The sequence below is a fragment of the Cellulosilyticum sp. I15G10I2 genome (genome assembly GCF_900095725.1).
Taxonomy (GTDB): domain Bacteria; phylum Bacillota; class Clostridia; order Lachnospirales; family Cellulosilyticaceae; genus FMMP01.
In genome coordinates, this window is the sequence record NZ_FMMP01000006.1 from 290,443 (window position 1) to 305,656 (window position 15,214).

Below are 15,214 nucleotides of genomic sequence, written 5' to 3' on the forward strand. Positions count from 1 at the left end.
AGCTAAATAGTCTATGACAAATGAATTTGTTCATTTACATGTGCATACAGAATACAGCCTTTTAGATGGCTCAGCCAAAATAAATGACCTCCTAGATCGGGCGAAGGAACTTGAAATGAATGCTCTTGCCATTACAGATCATGGGGCTATGTATGGGGTTGTTGATTTTTATAAAGCAGCACATAAAAGAAATATTAAGCCTATTATTGGATGTGAAGTTTATTTAGCTTCCAGAACGCGCTTTGATAAAGAACCTATGGACTTAAGTTCTTATCATCTTGTACTTTTAGCAGAAAACAACATAGGGTATCAAAATCTAATTAAAATGGTTTCATTAGGCTTTACAGAAGGATTTTATCGTAAGCCTCGTATAGATTTTAATTTATTAAAAGAGCATCATGAGGGTCTGATTGCCTTAGGGGCATGTCTTGCGGGACCTGTAAGCCGCAAACTTCTCCGGGATGAATACGAAGCGGCAAAAGAAACAGCGATGCTTTTAAGAAATATTATGGGAGAAGATCATTTTTTCTTAGAGCTGCAAGATCATGGGATGAAAGAGCAGCAAAAAGTTAACCAACAGACCCTAAGACTTGCAGATGAATTAAACCTAAAGATGGTAGTTACCAATGATGTACATTATATTAGAGCTGAAGATGCCAATCCCCATGAAGTGCTTTTATGTATTCAAACAGGTAAAACAATGCAGGATACAGATCGCATGATTTATGAGGGTGGACAGTATTATCTTAAAAGCATAGAGGAAATGCAAAGACTTTTTCCTTATGCGAAAGAGGCATTAATAAATACAGCTCAAATCGCTGAGCGCTGCAATGTAACTTTTGATTTTCATGAGCTTAAATTACCGAGCTTTGATGTGCCAGACAATGTCACCCCAGAAGACTACTTAAGAAAAATATGCTACGAGGGACTCAAAAATAGGTATCAGCCCGTAACCGAGCTTTTAAAGGATCGATTAGAGTATGAGCTTGATATTATTATTCAAATGGGATTTGTAGATTACTTTTTAATAGTAGGAGACTTTATAAGCTATGCTAAGACCCATGATATTCCCGTAGGTCCAGGAAGAGGTTCGGCTGCTGGCAGTATAGTGGCTTATACGCTGGAGATCACAAATATTGATCCTATTAAATATAATCTTCTTTTTGAACGGTTTCTAAATCCAGAACGCGTAAGCATGCCAGATATTGATATCGACTTTTGCTATGAAAGAAGACAAGAGGTTATAGACTACGTTATTGAAAAATATGGTGAAGATCGTGTAGCACAGATTATTACTTTCGGGACTATGGCTGCAAGAGCGGCTATAAGAGATGTGGGACGGGCTGTTAATATGCCTTATCAAGAGGTTGACCGCATAGCAAAAATGATTCCAAATGAACTTAAAATTACAATTGATAGAGCACTTGAAATGAATGAAGAATTACGAGAACTTTATCAAACTGATGAAGCAGTTAAATATCTTTTAGATACTTCCAGAAAATTAGAAGGGCTGCCAAGACATTCGTCCATGCATGCTGCGGGGGTAGTGATTTCAAAAAAACCTGTTGTAGAATATGTACCGCTTAATGCAAGTGACGGCGCCATTACAACACAATTTCCAATGACGACCCTTGAAGAATTAGGACTGTTAAAAATGGACTTTTTAGGACTTAGAACCCTTACTGTTATCGATAATGCAGTCAAGCTTATTAAGAAAAATCATCATATCCATTTAGACATAGAAAAAATTGATGAAGAGGATAAGGAAGTCTATGAACTTATAGCATCAGGAAGCACAGATGGTATTTTCCAACTTGAAAGTGCAGGGATGAAAAGCTTTATGAAGGAGCTTGCACCGACGAGTATGGAAGATATTATAGCTGGAATATCCCTATACCGACCAGGGCCTATGGATTTTATTCCTAAATATGTAGCAGGAAAAAAAGATGCTTCTAGTATTACCTATACTCACCCTAGTCTCGAACCTATTCTTAAAAATACTTATGGGTGTATTGTTTATCAAGAGCAAGTTATGCAAATCGTAAGAGATCTTGCTGGATATAGTTTAGGAAGAAGTGACCTCTTAAGACGTGCTATGAGTAAAAAGAAATCAGATGTGATGCAAAAAGAGCAAGAGATCTTTTTATATGGGGATGGTGAGAGTGTACCCGGTTGTATTAAAAGAGGTATTCCTAAAGAAGTAGCAGAAAAAATATTTGAGGATATGGTGGATTTTGCAAAATATGCATTTAATAAATCACATGCAGCAGCCTATGCCATCGTTGCTTATCAGACAGCTTATTTAAAAACGTATTATAAAGTTGAATTTATGGCGGCACTTATGACGTCGGTAATGGATGCTTCCCATAAAATAACAAACTATATTGACAGCTGCAAGCGGATGAACATCATGGTAAAGGCACCTGATATTAATAGTGGTTTTGCATACTTTGATGCAAAAGATAATGCGATAATCTACGGACTTGCAGCGATTAAGAATGTAGGGAAAAACGTTATTGACCGTATTGTTGAAGAACGAGAAAAACAAGGGGAATTTAAGAGTCTTACAGATTTTTATAATCGCATGGAGGCTAAAGATACTAATAAAAGAAGTATAGAAAGCCTTATACTAGCAGGGGCTTTTGACTCATTTGGGGGGAAACGCAGTCAATATATGGCGGTCTATAAACAAATAGCAAATGGCATCTCCCTTAGTAAAAAGAATAATGTTGCAGGACAAATAGATCTGTTTGCTTTAAATAGTGAAGACAAGCTAGAAGATAAAGATCATTTGCCGCTTATCGATGAATTTGACATGAAAGACTTATTAAACTATGAAAAAGAAGTATTAGGGATCTATTTAAGCGGGCACCCTTTAGATAAAGTAAGAGATTTACTTGAACGATATATTTCTATTAAAAGCAGTGACTTAGAATATAAGGAAGACGAGGAAGATGGGGTTGCAGATGGTCAGAGAGTTATTGCAGGCGGTATCTTAGTTGATAAACGTATTATTTTCACAAAAACAAATAAAAAAATGGCTTTTCTTACGCTTGAAGATACACTGGGAACAATGGAAGTTATCATATTTCCTACACTTTATGATCAATTTAGTCAGTATGATGAAGAAAGTGTCTTTATAGCTAAAGGCAGAATATCAATTAAAGAAGAAACAACGGCTGTTATTCTTGCTGATGAGATAACAACACTTGAAGATATTTTAAATCCTGTTTTGCGTAATACGATACTATTACGTTTAGATGAGACAATGCGTACAAGGGAAATCAGAGAAAAATTAGTACACATATTTAATAAATATAGAGGGAAAACTAAAATTATAGTAGAGAATGTAGAAGATGGCGTACGAAAACCGTTTCCAGATAGATATAATGTCCATATTACTGATAAACTTATGCAAGAATTAGTAAATTTATTAGGTGAAAAAGCTATTGTGATCCATCAATAAAAAGAAAATATTGCTATTTAAAAGAGATTTAAGTAAAATAAAGAAGATTGAAAGAGAAGATGAAAAACCTAATCTACATGATTAAATAGTTTGTATGAACTATTATGAAGCCAAAATAATAGGATACAAATAATTAAAAACAACCATAGGGGGTTATTTTGATGAGTAATAAAGTAGGTACAATAGGTGTATTAACAAGTGGAGGAGACGCTCCAGGAATGAATGCAGCCATACGTGCAGTTGTAAGAGTAGGTATTGCAAGAGGCATAAAAGTTATGGGCATACAAAAGGGTTATAATGGTCTTTTATCAGGAGATGTACGTGAGCTTACAGCTAGAAGCGTATCAGATACGGTTCAACGAGGAGGAACTATTCTTCAAACAGCACGTTGTCTAGAGTTTCTTAAGCCAGAAGGGCAGCAAAGAGGCGCAGATATGTGTAAAGTATTTGGCATAGATGGTTTAGTTGTTATTGGCGGAGACGGATCTTTTCAAGGTGCTGAGAAACTCGCTAATTTAGGCATTAACACCATTGGTGTACCAGGTACAATTGACCTTGATATAGCTTGTACAGACTATACAATTGGGTTTGATACAGCAGTTAATACCGCTATGGATGCTATTAATAAAATACGTGATACATCAACTTCCCATGAAAGATGCTCTATAGTTGAGGTTATGGGAAGAAATGCAGGGTATATCGCACTATGGTGTGGCATTAGTTCAGGGGCAGAGCTCGTGCTTATTCCTGAAAAACCTAGAATGTCTGATGAAGAAATCATTAAAATTATTCTAGAAAATAAAAATGTTGGTAAGAAGAATTTCATTATTATCATTGCAGAAGGTATAGGAGGTTCGGAAAAACTTGCTAAAAAGATTCAGCAAATAACGGGTATTGAGTCAAGAGCAACAATACTTGGACACCTTCAAAGAGGGGGCTCTCCAAGTGCAGTTGATCGTATCCATGCCTCAATGATGGGTGCAAAAGCCGTAGACCTGCTTTGTGAAGGGAAGGCTAAAAGAGTAGTTGCCTATGTTAAAGGACAGTATGTAGATTATGATATTAATGAAGCATTAGCGATGCAAAAAGATATTGATGAATATATGTATGAGGTAAGCAATTTACTTGTATAAAAGCCAATTAAGGGAGTAGAAATGATGCGTAAAACTAAAATTATTGGTACTTTAGGACCTAAAACAAGAGACGTTGAAAGCATAAGAAAAATTATATTAGCAGGCATTGATGGTATACGTATTAATTTTTCGCATGATAATCATGAAATTCATGGAGAAACAGTCAAAAAAGTTATTCAGGTAAGAACAGAGCTCAATAAACCTATCCCACTGATACTAGATACTAAAGGACCTGAAATACGAACAGGTGTTATGAAAAATGATGAAGACTACCGGTTAAATCTTGGAGAGACTTTTATCCTTACAACTGAAGAGATAGAAGGAGATCATACAAGAGTAAGTGTGACTTATAAAGGTCTGCCAGCCGATTTACAAAAAGGAAGCAGAATTCTTATAGATGATGGCCTTATTGAGCTAAAGGTTAATAACCTTACATCTACAGAAATAGAATGTTCCGTAGAAAATGGCGGCATGTTAGGTTCAAGAAAAGGCATTAATATACCGGATGTTTCGGTTAATCTGCCAGCTTTAACAGAAAAAGATTTATCAGATATAAAATTTGGAGCAGAAACAGGCTTTGATTATATTGCAGCTTCTTTTATTCGAACAGCGGCTGATGTTATGAAAATTCGCCAAGTGCTTGAAGAAAATGGTGGCAGTGATATTCAAATTATTGCTAAAATAGAAAATAGAGAAGGTGTTGAAAATATTGATGAGATCCTTGAAGTTGCAGATGCCATTATGGTAGCAAGAGGAGATCTTGGTGTTGAGATACCTGCGGAACAAGTACCGGTTGTACAAAAGCTTTTGATTAAAAAAGCGAACCATGTTGGAAAACCTGTTATAACAGCTACACAAATGTTAGATTCAATGATTAGAAATCCAAGACCTACAAGAGCAGAAGCAAGTGATGTTGCAAATGCGATATTTGATGGAACATCTGTCATTATGCTTTCAGGTGAAACGGCTAAAGGTGATTATCCTCTAGAATCTATTCAGATGATGGATCGTATTGCAAGAACAGCTGAGGCAGAAAAAGAAAATCATAAGCAGCACCTAAGACAAGCTTCATATGGCGTAAGTATGACCAATGCAGTGAGCCATTCAACTTGTAATACTGCAAGAGAGTTAGGTGCAGCAAGTATTGTTACGATCACTAAGTCAGGCTATACGGCAAGATCCGTGTCAAAGTTTAAACCAAGTTGCCCAATTATGGCATGTACAACAAGTGAGAGAGTTCAAAGACAACTAAGTCTTGTATGGGGCTGCACGCCTTTACTTATTGAATATAATGAAAAAGACTCAACAGACGATGTGTTTGCGAAGGCAGTTCAAGAAATTGAACAAATGAAATTTGTTAAGCAAGGAGACATTATTGTATTATCAGCAGGGGTGCCAGTAGGTTTTGCGGGTACAACTAATATTATGAAAGTGCAATATGTAGGAGATGTCTTAGCAAAAGGGAAGGGCTATGGAAAAAAGTCTGTAACGGGAAAAGCTAGTGTGATTAAAGTGTTGGCAGAAGCAGATAAGTGTTTTAAAAAAGGAGATATATTGGTTGCAAGTAAAACAAATAATCAGTATCTTCCTTATATGAAAAAAGCCAGTGCTATTATTGTGGAAGACAGTACACCAGAAGAAAGCAACCATGCAGTGATAGTAGGTCAAACATTAGATATTCCTGTTATTATAGGGGCAAGTAATATCGTTGAAAGTGTAAGGAACTCCGTTATTATAACAGTTGACAGTGAAAAAGGTTATGTATATAATGGAGCGATAGAAGGTTAATTACAGGTGGTAGTTACTCATGAGTGACTACCATCTGTTTTTAGAAAATAGCTTTTCAAAAAAATAATATAAAAGTTTTATATATAACATTAATTTCTCTAGAAATTTTATAATAGATAGTTTAAAATAGACTAATGATTACTTTAACATCAAGGAGAGAAAAAATGAAAACGCAAAACACACCAGGATTTTTGAAGACAAGACAAGCGCTGGTCATTTCAAAACATCTTGATCCTTCACAAATATTAGTGATAGGATTTTTAGTTGTTATACTTGTTGGAACTATTTTATTAATGTTACCTATAAGCAGTAATGCAGGAGAAAGCACATCTTTTATTAATGCTTTTTTTACGGCCACTTCGGCTGTTTGTGTAACAGGTCTTGCAGTAGTTAATACCTTGGCTTATTGGTCAACTTTTGGTAAAGTTGTAATTCTGATATGCATTCAAATCGGAGGACTTGGATTTATGACATTAGTAAGTGCGTTATTTCTTGTTGCAAGAAAACGTATTTCTTTAAAAAATAGACTGATTATGCAAGAGGCGCTCAACCAGGATAAAACAGCAGGCATTGTAAGATTTACAAAAAATATTATTATAGGTACATTCTTAGTTGAAGCCATAGGGGCGTTATTATTGGCCGTTGTATTTGTTCCTGAACATGGTTTTTTAAAGGGTATGGGCTATGCTGTATTCCATTCGATATCTGCATTTTGTAATGCAGGGTTTGATATTGTAGGAGATAATAGTTTAACACCTTATGTAGGTAATACTATGCTTAACTTTACAGTTATGGGACTGATTGTCCTAGGGGGATTAGGTTTTAGTGTTTGGCTGGATACTTATAAGACAATCAAGCTTAAGCTAAAGTCTTCAGAAAACTTTACTTGGAAACAAGCTTTTTATAAGCTTACTTTGCATACTAAATTAGTATGGGTTATTACTTTAGCTCTGCTTATAATTGGTTTTGTGTTTTTCTTTGTTGCAGAGTTAAATAATATGAATACGTTAGGTGATTTATCTTTTAAAGAAAAAATTTATGCGGCAATGTTTCTATCAGTTACACCACGTACTGCTGGGTTTAATACGATTACGACAAGTGAACTTACGACAGCTTCTAAAATCATGACGATGCTCATGATGTTTATTGGAGGTTCACCAGCAGGAACAGCTGGTGGTATAAAGACCGTTACTGCTGGCGTACTCATGCTATGTGCAATATGTACGATTAGAGGGAAACAACATACAGTTATATTTAAAAAGAAAATTCCTTTTCAAATTATTGCAAGGTCAATGGCAATTATTATGATTGCTATAGGTGTTGTGATCAGTGTACTTATGGTACTTTCGTTTACAGAAAGTGCAAGTTTTATGGAACTGGTATTTGAGGTCATATCTGCATTTGGCACAGTAGGGCTTTCTCTTGGAATTACATCTAATCTTACTTTTATAGGAAAACTTATTATTATAGTCACGATGTTTATAGGAAGACTTGGACCTATAACAATGGCTGTAGCACTTATGATTAAACAAAGCAAAGACAAAGGAACTATTCAATATGCAGAAGAACGCGTATTAGTTGGTTAAAGTTTAAGGAGGATAAAAAAGTGAAAGCAAAACAATTTGTTGTATTTGGTCTAGGAAGATTTGGTGCCAGTGTTGCTCTGACTCTTTCAGAGGCTGGATATGAAGTTATGGCAGTAGATACATCAGAAGAAAAAGTACAAGAAATATCTGCATTTGTAACCCATGCGGTACAAGCAGATGCGATAGATATGGATACGCTGAGGTCACTCGGTATTCGTAATTTTGATGTAGGTATTGTAGCAATAGGTAAAGACATTCAATCAAGTATTATGATTACTTTATTACTTAAAGAAATAGGACTTCCTTATGTGGTAGCTAAGGCTAGTACAGAGGTTCATCAAAAAGTCCTGCAAAAACTTGGAGCAGATCGTATTATTTTGCCAGAGCATGAAATGGGTAAACGTATTGCTGCAAATCTTATTGCGGGAAGTATTATCGACTATATAGAGCTTTCACCAGATTATAGCATTATGGAAATGGCTATTCTTCCGGAATGGAGCAATAGTACAATAAAAGATTTGAATGTACGTGGTAAATACGGTATTAATATTATTGCGGTTGAACATAAAGGCGGAATAAATGTATCTCCAGAACCAGATTATGTTTTATCTCCAGAAGATATACTTGTGGTAGTAGGAGATAATAAAGCCCTTCAAGCATTAGAAGCTAAACGTCATGCAAAATAATAGTGTTTCCAGTATGCAAAACCCTATTATTAAAAGTATTTTACAGCTTCAAAAGAAAAAAACAGTACGAAGGAAAGAAAATCTATTTATAGTCGAAGGGATTAGATCTATTCAAGAAATACCTGCAAATTATCAAGTGAGATATTTAATCACTACACCTGAATTAGCTCTGCCCAAAACACCTGCTTTAGAAGAAAAAAAATGTCTTGTTGTAACAGAGGAAGTCTATAAAGCTATAAGTGATACGACAACGCCACAAGGAGCTATGGCAGTAGTAGAAATGCCAGTGACAAAGTTGACAGATCAAAACTTTGATAAACGGGGAATGTATTTGCTGTTAGAAAATATTCAAGATCCAGGTAATTTAGGAACGATTATAAGAACAGCGCATGCATTTGGTGTTAAGGCAATATTTATTACAAAAGGATCAGTAGATTTATATAGTCCTAAAGTAGTACGTGCTACAATGGGTTCTTTATTTCATCTACCTATATATATTGATTATGAAGCGGAAGATTATATCACACATTTAAAACAAGCAAAAATACCCCTTTATGTTACGGCTTTAGAAGAAGCTCAGCCTATTTATGACATCCGTTTCGAAAAAAAGATGACTATTGTAATAGGGAATGAAGGAAATGGTGTTTCAGAGACTGTTAAACAAATGGCAGATTATAAAATGATGATTCCTATGCCCGGAGGAAGTGAATCGCTCAATGCATCTATTGCTGCCTCGATTTGTATTTATGAAGTCATGAGACAAATGAATATAAATATTTAATCATTTATATAAATATACTTATGAGAGATTAGTATAAAAATCTATAATAATGAATACTATACCTTTCTTTCAAAGTGGCATTGAAAAATGAATGGATAAAAGAACTAGGTTAAGGCTTGACAAGTGCTTATAAAATCCCTATAATTTTAAGCAGTAAAATAGTTACTGACGATGATAAGAAGAGTAGCCATTGTGTAGGTTTTCAGAGAGTTAGTGAGGGTGAGATACTAACAACAAAACAGTGAGTGAAAAACCTCTTGGAGTTGCTGACCGAAAGAAGATTTGAGTAGGCTTAGCCGGGTTAAGACCGTTATATCTTACTTAAGGTGGATAGCCTTTGATAAGGAGATCAACTAGGGTGGTAACGCGGAGTGAACTTCGTCCCTTTAGATGGGGGCGGAGTTTTTTTTGGTGTTAAGCAAATAGTTTATCTATGTTTATGAATGTGACTAAAGTAGAAGAGTATAACGAAATAAAAGGAGCAGATAGTATGGAGACAATATCAATTAGAGCACTTTATAATGCACCAGAGGCGTATCAGACAAACGCTGTTACCGTAGCTGGCTGGGTAAGAACAGTAAGAGATTCAAAGACATTTGGATTTATTGAAGTCAATGATGGAACCTTCTTTAAAACATTACAAATTGTATTTGCAGATAATCTTCCTAATTTTAAACAAATTGCAAAACTAGGAGTAGGTGCTGCAATTATTGTTACAGGAAATTTTGTTATTACCCCTAATCAAAAACAACCTTTTGAACTTAAAGCTACAGAAGTAGTTATAGAAGGAGAATGCCCACCAGAGTATCCTCTTCAAAAGAAAAGACATTCCTTTGAATTTTTAAGACAAATAGCGTATCTTAGACCACGAACAAATACATTTGCAGCGGTGTTTAGAGTACGCTCGCTGGCAGCTTATGCAGTGCATAAGTTTTTCCAAGAAAGAAACTTTGTTTATGCCCATACGCCAATTATTACTGCAAGTGACTGTGAAGGTGCAGGGGAGATGTTTAGAGTGACAACGCTAGATCCAATAGACCCACCTAAAAATGAAGCAGGAGAAGTTAACTTTAAAGAAGATTTCTTTGGTAAAATGGCAAGTCTTACTGTTTCAGGTCAGCTTTCAGCAGAGACCTTTGCCATGGCTTTTAGAGATGTTTATACCTTCGGGCCTACTTTTAGAGCAGAAAAATCGAATACACCAAGACATGCGGCAGAGTTTTGGATGATCGAACCGGAAATAGCATTTGCAGATCTTGGGGATGATATGAAACTTGCAGAAGACATGGTAAAGTTTGTGATTAGTTATGTTTTAGAAAATGCAAAAGAAGAGATGCAATTTTTTAACCAATTTGTTGATAAAGGCATATTGGACAGGCTTACGGCGATAGTAGGGGCTGATTTTGGTAAAGTAACTTATACAGAGGCCATTGCTATACTTCAAGCTTCTGATAAGAAGTTTGAATACCCGGTATTCTGGGGATGTGACCTTCAGACCGAGCATGAGCGCTATTTAACTGAGGAGCACTTTAAAAAACCAGTTTTTGTAATAGACTATCCTAAAGAGATTAAAGCATTCTACATGAGAATGAATGAAGATAATAAAACAGTAGCAGCGATGGATCTTCTTGTCCCAGGGATAGGTGAGCTTATAGGCGGAAGTCAAAGAGAAGAAAGACTGGAAGTTCTTGTAGCAAGAATGAAAGAACTTGGGCTCAATGAAGAAGATTATTGGTGGTATTTGGATCTTAGAAGGTTTGGCGGTACAAGACATGCTGGTTTTGGGCTTGGTTTTGAAAGGCTTATTATGTATTTAACAGGTATGACCAATATCAGAGATGTGGTGCCTTTTCCAAGAACTACTGGGTCAGCGGAGTTTTAAAGTGTATACAATAATTTCCATGAGGCTACAGGGCTTGTGAAGAGATTTTAAAAGATTTAAAAAAATAGGAACGATCACGACTTTATTTTAATAAAAATAGAAACGTGGTCGTTTTTTTGTGTATTTTGGGGAGAGGGGGGATATTGGCGAACGTCCGGCGGGGGGATAATAGCTATCTTTCTCCGCTCCGTCACATGTATCCAAGTCGCGTCTAAAGATACTATCCTCCCCCCACCTAGATTATTGGCAAGTTTATGTTTCATTTATAAGTGAAAGTTAAGAAGTGCAAAATTAAAGAAATCAACTGGATGTTTTGAACAAGAACTTACAATTATCTGAATTTTAAGTTATACTTATAGAAGTGAAAATACATGAAGGAGTAAGCTATGGGGGTATTAGAGTTATTATTTGAAAAATCTAATCCAGGACCTGTTGGAGAAATTAACACTAATGGGAAAAAGCCAGAAAGACCTAAGATAGGGGTATTAATTACTAAGGTGGTTATATCAATAGCTATCATTGGATTTGTATTTAGGATTACGGTGTTACCAGAATTAAGTATTGGGTCGGCGATAGCGTTTATAATCTTACTTGTAATATATTGCGTTTTGGGATATTTTATTATGCCTAAGCCTGATTATTCTAATATGGGCTGGTCAGGAGGATTAATTAATAATCCCTTTAGGTTCTCTGACAATATTAACAGATCTCTTTTTGGGCTTCAGATTGTATTATACCCTGGAAGATTTATCGCAGTGACTTTTGTTCAAACTGTTTTATTAATTAAGGGGGAATATAAGTAATGAAAAAGAAGTGGTTGGGATATGTTGTAGCAACAAGCTTTTACAAAGAAAGTAGTGCAGGTGAAGCAAAACTTGTTTAAACTGGGGAGGATAATATATGGTTCAGGAGTTAGATATAGTACTTTATTGTGGATTAATAACTGTAATAGCGGTATATATTTTTAGTATAGGGATGGATATAAAAAAATTAAAGAATAATGGGACGGTATATCTTACGACCACAAGAGGACTAAATGGAGCTATGATAATGGTAGTAATAACAATTTTAAGCTTTTCTATGATTTATACCGCAGAAGGTAATGGTATAGTAGAAAAAAGTATCATTGTTATTTCTGGAGTTATAGTAGGAGGTTATTGGGTTTATCGAGCTTTTAGCATACAAAGATTATGTGAGAATGTTATTATTACGCATGAGTATATTTATTCAGTCAAGGATTTTAGAGGTTATGAATGGAGCAGCTTGGTGCAAGAAGAAGGCACCAGAAAGTTATGGATAAAAGTAGCAAGAAAATCACTGTTTGGAAAAGAAAAAGTGAAGGAAGTTTATTTTATTTTAAAGAATGAGCAAGTACATATGATTGAAGAACTTTTAAATACCTGGAAGAAGTGATAAATGTAAATGAAAATAACATAAAGATATAATGCGAAATAAAAAGAAGGTGAACATAGTGTTATGGAAAACAATGCCAATATGGTTTCAAGAGCTTATGTATAACTTAGCACTTCTATTAATTAATTTGCTATATGTTGCAGTTGCGTTATGTATAATAGTTTGGTTAAGCTGTTTATCAATTAAGATTATTAAATATATTATACCTCAATATAGAGCTAAGGCTAATATTATACAGTATCTTAAAAGAACTATTAATCTATATACAATTGTAGGAGGTATATGTGCTAGTGGGATAAATATATGGTTTAATTATCCTCAACCTGTCATACCACAGAATGTAAAGATAGAAAATATGCGGATACAAGTTGATGCAAACTCAAATAATAGCCTTCTCCCTTATGACCAGTATGAAATAGAGATAAATGAGCAAGAACAAATAGATGAATTAACAGAACTGTTGAATCAATATGTGTGTAGACGTAGCAGTGATTATTCAGCAAGTATATATACGCATGGGGGCGTGATTTGGATTGATGGAGTTGTGGTTGATAAATATGGTGCAAGACCTCTGCATATACATATTACGCCAGGAAATGACCTTCAAAATAGCAGATATGAAAGTGGTAATACAAGTTTTATGTATAAGATACAAACAAGTGAAGAGAGATCGTTAGTACAAGACCTCATTAATTATATTGATAAGAATATAATTAATGATTAACAGAGATAGATAGGTTATGAAGATAATAAGTGAAATACTAAGGGGCCTATATTGATTGAAAAAGAAGATTTTAGGAATAGGGTCTATAGCACTGGCGTCATTAGCATTATTCTTTTTAATTAGTACTCCCTACTACGCACCTATTGGTGATTTAATACTTAAGAAAATAGGGCTAAGTGCATGGAGTCATGGGGATACAGGTTTTCACTTGACATTACTATATGGAATGGTTCTTATTTGTCTTGGATTTATGGGTATGGCTGAATATTTATATAACGAATACCCTAAAACACGTAATAAAGGAAAATGGATTGTATTGAGGACAAGAGTCATCTTGGTTACAGGGAGCAATAAATATGTTGAAATTAATAAAAGTTTGCAGCTAGGTTTGAAGGCGATACAGTTTGTATATGATAAAAGTAAATTTGAGTATGAGTAAGAGGGAGACAAGGTATTAAAAGCAAGTGGGTTCTTAGAATTTAAGAATTATAGTAATACAAACAGAAGTTTCTATGTGAAATACATACCGGGTGATGAATTATTAGGTCAATTTTCGGCTAAGGAGCTTATAGGCTATGAAAGTGGAAAAGAAAGGCCCAAGCTTATTCAAGTGGAACCAAAGTCAACTTCCAAAATACAAGTGGATTTTAATAAAGATATGGTACTTAGTAATGGAGATAAAGGGAGCAGTGGTTGCGGAACCCAAAGCATGCAAACTGTTATCATATATAATGGTCAGGAGCAGGTTAAATTTACAGGTGATCATTTTATGGGGATAACAGTAATGAAGTAATAGAAGATAGAAGTAGCTATTTAAAGGGTTAGCCGGGCGAACCCTTTAATGTAATGTGCAGAATAATTATAAGAAATTCAGCGATACTATATCAATAAAATTAAGTGGGAACATAAAGGCTTTATAGGGAGAGACGTATGAATAATGATTATTATATACCAAAGCATAAGTTTGATTTTGAGGCAGTCGAGAAAATTAGGAATGCAGATGAAGTAAGCATTCAACCCTATCTTCAACAAATTTTTGAGTGGGTAGAAGATATTAACTGGCCTGTTGCAAAAGAGCTGGTAAAGGTTTTAGTTAAATTTGACACTTTAATAATACCATTTTTAAAAGACTTAATTCAAAAACCAGATGGGCTGAGGGAGTATTCATTTTATTATTTCATGCTTCCTTTGTTAACGGATAAGCAATTATCCTTAATAAAGGAAGATTTAGAACGCGTTGCCAAAAACCCCACATCTTTCGAAAAAAAGGAAAATTACGATAAAATTGCAAGGAAACACCTTACAAAAGTAGATAAATGAAAGGAAAATATAATGGTACAGAAAGAGTGCGTAATGGAACTCTTAATAAGTATATGTCCGTCTTTCAAAGGGAAATGGGAGAAGCAGTTAAAAAATATTTGGGATAGGGAGAGTGAGACTATCCTATACACAGACTTATCGGAGTTCGCAAGACATTTAGCAAAGTTAGTTAAGCTTAATCAAGTCGACGAGCTTCCAGCTGTTTTTGATAAAATTGAATATTTACTTCAGCATGGAGATCCGTTTGTTCAAGAAGCAGTTATAGCAGGTCTGTTTGAGGATTTTCAAAATAACTTGCTGTATAATAAATGTCAGTTGGATTTGATCAGTCAATACCTTAAGATTGAAACCAAACAATATTGGACTGAATTAATAAAATTCTGGAGCGGTGGAACACCTTATGATCATAAGCATTAATGACTTCTATAAACAGAA

14 protein-coding genes and 1 other annotated feature are annotated in these 15,214 nt (G+C 34.9%); all 14 genes read left to right on the forward strand.

Annotated elements, in window-relative coordinates:
• Positions 1 to 13 precede the first annotated feature (13 nt).
• The 14 genes from BN3326_RS01325 to BN3326_RS01390 all read left to right on the forward strand — a co-directional run bounded on the left by BN3326_RS01325 (position 14) and on the right by BN3326_RS01390 (position 15,196).
• Positions 14 to 3,466: a DNA polymerase III subunit alpha gene (locus tag BN3326_RS01325; RefSeq protein WP_069997318.1), complete on the forward strand. Its 3,453-nt coding sequence runs from the start codon at positions 14 to 16 to the stop codon at positions 3,464 to 3,466.
• A 161-nt stretch (positions 3,467 to 3,627) separates the two neighbouring features.
• Positions 3,628 to 4,599: a 6-phosphofructokinase gene (gene pfkA / locus BN3326_RS01330; protein WP_069997319.1), complete on the forward strand. Its 972-nt coding sequence runs from the start codon at positions 3,628 to 3,630 to the stop codon at positions 4,597 to 4,599.
• A gap of 24 nt (positions 4,600 to 4,623) precedes the next feature.
• Positions 4,624 to 6,387: a pyruvate kinase gene (pyk, locus tag BN3326_RS01335; RefSeq protein ID WP_069997320.1), complete on the forward strand. Its 1,764-nt coding sequence runs from the start codon at positions 4,624 to 4,626 to the stop codon at positions 6,385 to 6,387.
• A 164-nt stretch (positions 6,388 to 6,551) separates the two neighbouring features.
• Entirely contained in the window at positions 6,552 to 7,973 is a 1,422-nt protein-coding gene (locus BN3326_RS01340) for a TrkH family potassium uptake protein (protein ID WP_069997321.1), read from the forward strand.
• A 20-nt stretch (positions 7,974 to 7,993) separates the two neighbouring features.
• Positions 7,994 to 8,659: a potassium channel family protein gene (locus BN3326_RS01345; protein ID WP_069997322.1), complete on the forward strand. Its 666-nt coding sequence runs from the start codon at positions 7,994 to 7,996 to the stop codon at positions 8,657 to 8,659.
• The gene (locus BN3326_RS01350) at positions 8,649 to 9,440 is read left to right on the forward strand and encodes a TrmH family RNA methyltransferase (RefSeq protein ID WP_069997323.1); all 792 of its coding nucleotides are present in this window, start codon (positions 8,649 to 8,651) and stop codon (positions 9,438 to 9,440) included. Before BN3326_RS01345 ends, BN3326_RS01350 begins: the two co-directional genes overlap by 11 nt.
• Positions 9,441 to 9,602: 162 nt before the next feature.
• Positions 9,603 to 9,829: a binding site (T-box leader), on the forward strand.
• 101 nt (positions 9,830 to 9,930) lie between these two features.
• Positions 9,931 to 11,322 carry an asparagine--tRNA ligase gene (asnS, locus tag BN3326_RS01355; protein ID WP_069997324.1) on the forward strand — a complete coding sequence of 464 codons (1,392 nt, stop codon included), beginning with the start codon at positions 9,931 to 9,933 and terminating at the stop codon, positions 11,320 to 11,322.
• Between the two features lie 386 nt (positions 11,323 to 11,708).
• Positions 11,709 to 12,125, forward strand: coding sequence for a hypothetical protein (locus BN3326_RS01360; RefSeq protein WP_069997325.1), 417 nt, complete (start codon positions 11,709 to 11,711; stop codon positions 12,123 to 12,125).
• Positions 12,126 to 12,222: 97 nt separating this feature from the next.
• Positions 12,223 to 12,735, forward strand: a complete 513-nt coding sequence (locus tag BN3326_RS01365) for a hypothetical protein (protein WP_069997326.1) — start codon at positions 12,223 to 12,225, stop codon at positions 12,733 to 12,735.
• A gap of 58 nt (positions 12,736 to 12,793) precedes the next feature.
• Positions 12,794 to 13,459: a hypothetical protein gene (locus tag BN3326_RS01370; protein WP_069997327.1), complete on the forward strand. Its 666-nt coding sequence runs from the start codon at positions 12,794 to 12,796 to the stop codon at positions 13,457 to 13,459.
• A gap of 55 nt (positions 13,460 to 13,514) precedes the next feature.
• The gene (locus BN3326_RS01375; protein ID WP_069997328.1) at positions 13,515 to 13,898 is read left to right on the forward strand and encodes a hypothetical protein; all 384 of its coding nucleotides are present in this window, start codon (positions 13,515 to 13,517) and stop codon (positions 13,896 to 13,898) included.
• A 75-nt stretch (positions 13,899 to 13,973) separates the two neighbouring features.
• Positions 13,974 to 14,252: a hypothetical protein gene (locus tag BN3326_RS01380; RefSeq protein ID WP_069997329.1), complete on the forward strand. Its 279-nt coding sequence runs from the start codon at positions 13,974 to 13,976 to the stop codon at positions 14,250 to 14,252.
• A 137-nt stretch (positions 14,253 to 14,389) separates the two neighbouring features.
• Positions 14,390 to 14,779, forward strand: a complete 390-nt coding sequence (locus tag BN3326_RS01385) for a DUF5071 domain-containing protein (protein WP_069997330.1) — start codon at positions 14,390 to 14,392, stop codon at positions 14,777 to 14,779.
• Positions 14,780 to 14,791: 12 nt separating this feature from the next.
• Positions 14,792 to 15,196, forward strand: coding sequence for a DUF7674 family protein (locus BN3326_RS01390; protein ID WP_069997331.1), 405 nt, complete (start codon positions 14,792 to 14,794; stop codon positions 15,194 to 15,196).
• The last annotated feature ends 18 nt before the right edge of the window (positions 15,197 to 15,214 follow it).